Raw genomic sequence first — 6,944 nt, 5'->3', positions numbered from 1 at the left:
AAGGTCCGCAACGTTCGCAGGAACGAAGCAGAGCGGCTGATCGGGAAGTTGAAGGGCCGCCCGCGCCGATGTCGCCGACCGCGCGTGCGGCGGCACCCGCACCGGCCAGCAGGACGACCGCGGTCGCCGCCGCGCAGACCGCCCGGAGCCCCGAGGGACCGGGCTGCAGCAGGAGCAGCAGGCCCGTGGCGAGGACGGCCAGGGCGAGCGCGGTCATGAGGTGGTGCGACCACAGGGGCCGCCAGGAGTCGGGGCGTTCCCGCAGTCGGCCGGAGAGCCCGTCGACGAGGTCGTCGTAATGGATCTCGGGCAGGGCGTCCCCGCGCAGACGCAGGTGCACCGTCTCGCCGTCGCGCAGACCCAGGTCGCCGAGGGTGTTCTCGTCGTCGAGCGGTTCCTGGCCGAGGCGCTGGAGCACCCACCCGCCGGACTGGACCCCGCGCTCGTGGAGGTCGTCGCCCCCGTGGTCGACGATGGTCGGCAGCAGATCGGCGAGCACGACGTCGGACGGCACGGCGAGTTCGACGGAACGGTCGGGCGTCAGCACCGTGAGGCGGCACAGAGGGGCCGCGGATATGTCAGTCAAGCGCGTTTCATCGCCTTCCAGGACGGTGGTCGACGCGGTCGGATTGATCACATTAACTTGTGGGTGCAGTCTGTACGTTGTGGGGTGCCTTCATGATCGGAAACCCCGCTTCCACCCGCCCCGGCCTGCGCACATTCGCCGTCGGCCGTACCCCGGGCGTTTGTTGTCCCGTCACTCCGAAGGCGTGGCACAACAATCGTCGGCACCCCCAGGAAGGCGATCCCCTTTGAGCGTGGTCCTCTTCAAGAGGCCTCCCCGGCGTCTTGGTCCCGAGATGCCCCACGGCGAACTGAGCCTCCAGGAACCGCCCTCGGTGCCCGAGACGCAGAGCGCGATGGGCAACATGGTCACGTACATGCCGATGGCGCTCAGCTCGCTCGGCATGGTCCTCATCTTCCTGCGGCCGGGCAGCGGCGGCGGACCCATGATGTACGTCGCCATCGGGCTGATGGCGCTGTCGGCCGTCGGCATGCTGCTGTCGCAGATCGTCCGGGCCTCCGGGGACCGCAAGCGGGCGCTGCTCGGCGAGCGGCGCGACTACATGCGGTACCTGTCGATCAGCCGCAGGCGCGTGCGCAAGGTGATCGCCCAGCAGCGGGAGGCGCAGGCGTGGGCGCACCCGGACCCGGCGTCCCTGTGGAGCCTGGTGCGCACGAGCAGGCTGTGGGAACGGCGGGCGTCGCACGCGGACTTCGCCGAGGTGCGGATCGCGGTGGGCGAACAGCAACTGGCGACGAAGCTGACACCGCTGAGCACCAAGCCGGTCGAGGACCTGGAACCGCTGTCCGCACACGCCCTGCGGCGCTTCATCAAGGCGTACGGGACGGTGCCCGACCAGCCGGTCGCGCTCTACCTGCGCACCTACGCGCGCGTCCTGCTGCAGGGCGAGGAGGGGGCGGCGCACGCGATGACGCGGGCCCTGCTGGCCCAACTGGGCGTGTTCCACTCGCCGCAGGACCTGCGGATCGTGGTGCTGGCGGACCACGACCGCCGGGCCGCCTGGGAATGGGTGAAGTGGCTGCCGCACGCCCAGCACCCGACGGACGTCGACGGCGGCGGGTCCGTACGGCTGGTCACCGACTCCGTCCTGGGCCTCGAATCGCTGCTCGGGGAGGAACTCACCGGCCGGCCCGCCTTCGAGGCCGACGCCACCCCGAGCGCCGAGGAGCCCTACTGCGTCGTGGTGCTGGACAGCGCCCGTACGCCCGCCGACTCCCGGCTGGCCACCGACGGCTACCGCAACGTCGTGACGCTGGACGTCTCCGGCTCCCTGCCCTGGCGCCAGGCCCGCCACACGCTGCGGCTGCGGATCGCCGGACAGCGGCTGGAACTGGTCGGCACCGACCGGTCGGGGAAGGAGACCACGACCGCGCTCGGCAGGCCCGACGCGATGGGCCCCCGCCGGGCCAGGGCGCTGGCCGGCCTGCTCTCCCCCTACCGGATGGGCGTCGCCACGGACAACGGCGAGGCCCTCACCACGGACGTGCAGCTGACCAACCTGCTCGGCCTCCCCGACCTGCACACCGTCGACCTGGACGCGGTGCGCGCCGACCGGAGCGAGCGGGCCAGACTGCGGGTGCCGCTGGGACTCACCGGCGACGGCACCCCGCTGGAACTGGACATCAAGGAGGCGGCGCAGGGCGGCATGGGGCCGCACGGCGTGCTGATCGGTGCGACCGGCTCCGGCAAGTCGGAACTGCTGCGCACCCTGGTGCTCGCCCTGGCGCTCACCCACTCCTCGGAGAAGCTCAACTTCGTCCTGGTCGACTTCAAGGGCGGTGCCACCTTCCTCGGCCTGGACGGCCTGCCGCACACCTCGGCCGTGATCACCAACCTCGCCGACGAGTCGGCCCTGGTCGACCGCATGCAGGACGCCCTGCACGGTGAGCTGATGCGCCGCCAGGAGCTGCTGCGCAGCGCCGGGAACTACACGTCGGCGTTCGAGTACGAGGCCGCACGGGCCTCGGGCACCGACCTGGAGCCGCTGCCGACGCTCTTCGTGGTGGTCGACGAGTTCAGCGAACTCCTCTCCGCGCACCGCGACTTCATGGACCTGTTCGTGATGGTGGGGCGGCTGGGCCGCAGCCTCGGCGTCCACCTGCTGCTCGCCTCGCAGCGGCTGGACGAGGGCCGGATGACCCAGTTGGAGTCGCACCTTTCGTACCGGATCGCACTGCGTACGTTCTCCGCGATGGAGAGCCGGGGCGTACTGGGCGTACCGGACGCCTACCAGCTGCCCTCCGTACCCGGCAGCGCCATCCTCAAGAAGGACACCGGCACCCTGGTCAGGTTCAAGGCCGCCTACGTCTCGGGGCCCTACCGGGGCGTCCGCAGGGTCGGCGCCTCGGCCGTCGCCGGCCAGGTGGTCCCGTACCGCACGGACTGGACCGCCCCCGCGGTCCCCGCACCCGAGCCGGACCCGCGGCCGCAGGAGGAGGAGAGCGAGGAGACCCTGCTCGCGCTGGCCGTGGCCCGGATGCGGGAGGGCGGCAGGCCCGCGCACCGCGTCTGGCTGCCGCCGCTGGACACCCCGCTCTCGCTGGACACCCTGCTGATGGGGCTGGAACCGCACCCCGAGCGGGGTCTGACCACCATCGACCCCGAACTGCACGGCCGCCTCACGGTGCCGGTGGGCATCGTCGACCGGCCCTTCGACCAGACCCGCGAACCCCTGATCGCCGAACTGTCCGGCGCGGGCGGGCACATCGGCATCGCGGGCGGCCCGCAGAGCGGCAAGTCCACCCTGGTGCGCGACCTGATCATGTCCCTCGCGCTCACCCACACCCCGCGCGAGGTCCAGTTCTACTGCCTGGACTTCGGCGGCGGCTCGCTCGGCGCGCTCCGCGACCTGCCGCACATGGGCGGGGTCACGGGGCGGCTGGACCCGGAACGGGTGCACCGCACCCTGTCCGAGGTGCGCGCGCTGGTGGCCCGGCGCGAGAAGCAGTTCGCCGAGCTGGGCATCGACTCCATGGCCACCCTGCGCGCCCGCCGCGCCGCCGGTGAACTGCCGGACGAGCCGTACGGCGACGTGTTCCTCGTCGTCGACGGCTGGGGCACGATCCGCCAGGACTTCATGAACACCATGGACGCCTTCACGGCGCTGGCGGCGCGCGGTCTCAACTACGGCGTGCACCTCGTCGTGGCGGCGGGCCGCTGGGCGGAGATCTCCACCTCGCTGCGGGACCAGCTCGGCACCCGCTTCGAGCTGCGGCTCGGCGACAGCATGGACTCGATGATCAACATGCGGGCCGCCGCGACCATCCCCAAGGCGCCCGGCCGCGGCATGACCGAGACCAAGCACCACTTCCTCACCGCCCTGCCCCGGGTCGACGGCGGGGAGAGCGCCGAGGACCTCGGGGCGGGCGTCGCCGACGCGGTGGCGCGGGTGGCCGAGCACTGGGCGGGCCCGCCCGCACCCCCGGTCCGTACCCTGCCCGTCCTCCTGGACCCCGCCGAACTGCCCGACGCCGAGGTCGGCGCGGACGGCGACCTGCGCATGCCGCTGGGCCTGGAGGGCGACCGGCTCGACGTCATGTGGCACGACTTCGCCCAGACCGCGCACCTGGTGGTGGTCGGCGACGCGGAGACCGGCAAGACCAACCTGCTGCGCACGGTCTGCCGGACGATCGCCGAGCGCTACACCCCCGCCGAGGCGCGGGTGATGCTGGTCGACTACCGGCGGGGGCTGCTGGAGAACGTCCCCGAGGCGCACCGGCTGGGCTACGCGGTCTCCGTCGACATCCTCAAGCAGGCGGTGGACGGCGTCGCACGGGCCATGAAGGAACGGCTGCCCGGCGCGGACGTCTCACCCGCCCAGCTGAAGCGGCGGGACTGGTGGAGCGGGCCGCGGGTCTTCCTGATCGTGGACGACTACGACATGGTCTCCGGCAGCATGTCCAACCACTTCGGTCCGCTGCTGGACTACCTCGCCCAGGGCGCCGAACTCGGCCTGCACCTGATCGTGGCACGCAGCGCCAACGGTGCGGCACGGGCGATGAGCGACCCGCTGCTGCGCCGCCTGATGGAGGTGAACACACCGGCCGCGCTGCTCTCCTGCCCGCCCTCGGAGGGCTATCTGTTCAACGACACCAAGCCGAGGCAACTCACGCCCGGACGTGCGCAGTTCATCACCCGCAGGGGAGTGGTACAGGTGCAGACCGCGCTGCTGCCGGAGACGGAGGAGGCGAACCGGTAGACCGGACACCGGAAGCCCCCAGGGACAGCCCGGATGCCGAAAGCCCCCGGGACGACGACCGCCCGGCACCCGTTCACCGGGGCCGGGCGGTCGGTGCGTCGGGGTTCAGGGGTGGTGCCGGGGGCGCCCCACGAGGGCGCCGCTGCGTGCCGCCGCCACCAAACCGACGACCGGTACGCACAGGAGGACGAGCAGGGCCGGCAGGGGACCGGAGCCGGCGGCGATCACCACCGCCACCTCGGGCAGGAACAAGGTGCTCGCGACGACTGCGGCGAGCAGTCCCCGCAACGGGGCCCGGGCGGTGAACCAGCCGGGGGCCGCCGCGAGCGCGCCCCCGGTCGCGGCACCCAGCAGGACACCGACCACCATGCTCCCGCCGATCGCCATGAGGCCGCCCAGGAAAGCGTCGAGGGCCTTCCCGGGCGTGCCCGTGGAGAGCTGCGCGGCGGTGCCGACGAGACAGAGCGACCCGAAGACGCCCGCGGGCCACGCGGCGACGAGCACGCCGAACCAGATCCCCCTGCGGACCACCTGTGCGACGGACACACGCCCCCCGGCCTGTCATCACGCACCCCGGCGGGCACGTCCCACCTCAAGGTAGGGGAAGCCCCCGGACGGCGACCGCCCGGCACCCGGTGGGCGGTGCCGGGGGTCGGGGGCGGTCGGCCGTTCCCGGCCCGCACGGGCGGGGCCGGCATCACTTCCCGGCTCTCGACCGGGGGCGGTGCCGGGGTTCAGGGGCGGTCGGTGCCGAAGCGGTGGGACGGTGTCGCGCGCCAGCCCCGGCGCCGTCCCCTGGGCAGTACCACCGCCAGGAAGGCCACCAGCAGAGACACCGCGCCCGCCGAGGCGGCCACGGCCAGGGCGCGGTCGCGCGTCCTCGGCGGGTCGGCCGGCGGCACGACCGCCGTCGCGGCGTCCTCCGGCCCGGACGCGGACCGCTCGTGCTCCTCGGGCAGCACGGCCGACAGCGCCCGCACCGGGTCCACGATCCCCGGCGTGTCGCCCGCCGCCCCGTACGCGGTGCTCTTCAGCCGGTGCGCCAACCGGTCGGCGCTCAGCCGGGGATGGTAGGAGAGGACCAGGGCCGCGGCCCCGGACACGAAGGCCCCGGCCACCGCGTCGCCCCGCCCGACGAACTGCCCGGCGCCGCCCGGCCCCGGCCCCGTCACCGACTCGCCCGGAGCACTCAGCACGGGCCGCGTGCGCCGCCCCTTCGCGCCGCCCGGCTCCTCGGGCACCTCCCCGCCCGGCCCCACCGAGGAAACGGCGAGCACCCCGGGCAGCGCCGCGGGATAGGCGGGACCGCTCACCGCCTCGGAGGAGCGGCTCTCCCACTCCCGCGCCGATGCGGGCGCCACCACCAGGGCCCCGGCCCGCTGCGCGGCGCCCACGGCGTCCTTCAGCACCTTCGGCGCCGAGGGGACGCTCAGCGCCACGTGGATGATCCGCGCCCCGGAGTCCGTCGCCGCGCGTATCGCCCCGGCCAGCTTCTCGGGCGTCGTGGCGCCGGACCGGTCGGTGGCCCGCACCGCGACCACCTCGGCCCCGGGGGCGACCCCGGCCGCCTTCGTGCCCGGCTGCGGCCTGCCCGCCACGACGCCGGCGAGGAACGTGCCGTAACCGACGCAGTCGTCCCGCACGGTGCCGCCCGCCACCACGTCCCGGCCGCCGGTGACCCCGCCCTTCAGGGCCGGCACCCGTCGCAGATCCGCCCCGGTGCTGATGACGGCGACCTTCACCCCCGCGCCCCGGCTGAGCTCCCAGGCCCGGCCGATCCCCAGGAAGCTCTGCGCCCAGGGGAGTTGGGCCGACTTCTTGGCGGAGCCCGGAGTACAGGGACGGCCGTCGGCGAGCGTGGCGGGCACCCCCGGCAACGAGGGGCTGTCCGCCCCCTCCGCCGCGACGGCCGGAACCGCGGCGGGGGACAGCAGGAGCAGGGCGGCCAGCGCCACCGGTCCGAGGGCGTGGGACACCGGGGACCTCGAAGATCGCATGGGCCGATCGTAGCGATCCCGACGGGCTTTGGAACACCGACCACCATGGCGGGCGACCTGCGACAACAGGCATGATGAGCGCAGTAGTTTCCCATGCCGCACATGCCGCGTGTCCCCGCCCCGTACCCACGGCGCCGGGGCCGGGAGGTAGGAACGTGTCACG

Annotated in this window: 4 protein-coding genes; 1 reads left to right on the top strand and 3 read right to left on the bottom strand. The window is 73.7% G+C overall.

The window, feature by feature from the left end; translation table 11 throughout:
- The coding region (locus ABZZ04_RS35205; RefSeq protein ID WP_356936303.1) for an EsaB/YukD family protein at positions 1–586 on the bottom strand (586 nt) is incomplete at its 3' end.
- A 274-nt stretch (positions 587–860) separates the two neighbouring features.
- Between ABZZ04_RS35205 and eccCa the strand changes: the two genes are divergently transcribed.
- Positions 861–4,784, top strand: a complete 3,924-nt coding sequence (gene eccCa, locus ABZZ04_RS35200; RefSeq protein WP_356936302.1) for a type VII secretion protein EccCa — start codon at positions 861–863, stop codon at positions 4,782–4,784.
- A 105-nt stretch (positions 4,785–4,889) separates the two neighbouring features.
- Here the strand turns inward: eccCa and ABZZ04_RS35195 are convergent, their stop codons facing one another.
- Entirely contained in the window at positions 4,890–5,330 is a 441-nt protein-coding gene (locus ABZZ04_RS35195) for a hypothetical protein (RefSeq protein ID WP_356936301.1), read from the bottom strand.
- A gap of 188 nt (positions 5,331–5,518) precedes the next feature.
- On the bottom strand, positions 5,519–6,781 hold the full coding sequence (locus ABZZ04_RS35190; RefSeq protein ID WP_356936300.1) for a S8 family serine peptidase: 1,263 nt from the start codon (positions 6,779–6,781) through the stop codon (positions 5,519–5,521).
- Positions 6,782–6,944 lie beyond the last annotated feature (163 nt).

The sequence above is a fragment of the Streptomyces sp. NPDC006435 genome, from assembly GCF_040612315.1.
GTDB lineage: Bacteria > Actinomycetota > Actinomycetes > Streptomycetales > Streptomycetaceae > Streptomyces.
This window is presented reverse-complemented; position numbering and strand designations above follow the sequence as displayed.